This window comes from Martinezella calliandrae, assembly GCF_030272695.1.
In the GTDB taxonomy this organism is placed as follows: Bacteria; Pseudomonadota; Alphaproteobacteria; order Rhizobiales; family Rhizobiaceae; genus Rhizobium; species Rhizobium calliandrae.
In genome coordinates this window covers 1-302 of record NZ_JARFYN010000248.1, presented here as the reverse complement: position 1 = coordinate 302, position 302 = coordinate 1, and the positions used below count along the sequence as shown (strand labels likewise).

Here is a 302-nt window from a genome sequence, read left to right as displayed (position 1 = left end):
CGAAGAGTTGATCGGCTTCTTCGTCAACACCCTGGCGCTGCGGCTCGACCTGTCGGGCGCGCCGAGCGTCGCCGAGCTTCTGGACCGGACGCGGCGCACTGCGCTGGCGGCACAGGAGCATCAGGACCTGCCGTTCGAGCAGGTGGTGGAGATCGTCAAACCGCCCCGGGCTCTTGATCACACCCCGTTGTTCCAGGTGATGCTGGCCTGGGAGAACAATGCGGTCGGGTCCTTCGACCTGCCGGGGCTGAGCGTCGAGGCTGCGGGGGAGGGGTTCGATCAGGTCAAGTTCGATCTCGAAC

Annotated in this window: 1 protein-coding gene; it reads left to right on the top strand. The window is 65.9% G+C overall.

From position 1 onward, the window contains the following. On the top strand, positions 1 to 302 hold a 302-nt coding region (locus PY650_RS36960), incomplete at both ends, for a condensation domain-containing protein (RefSeq protein WP_285885069.1).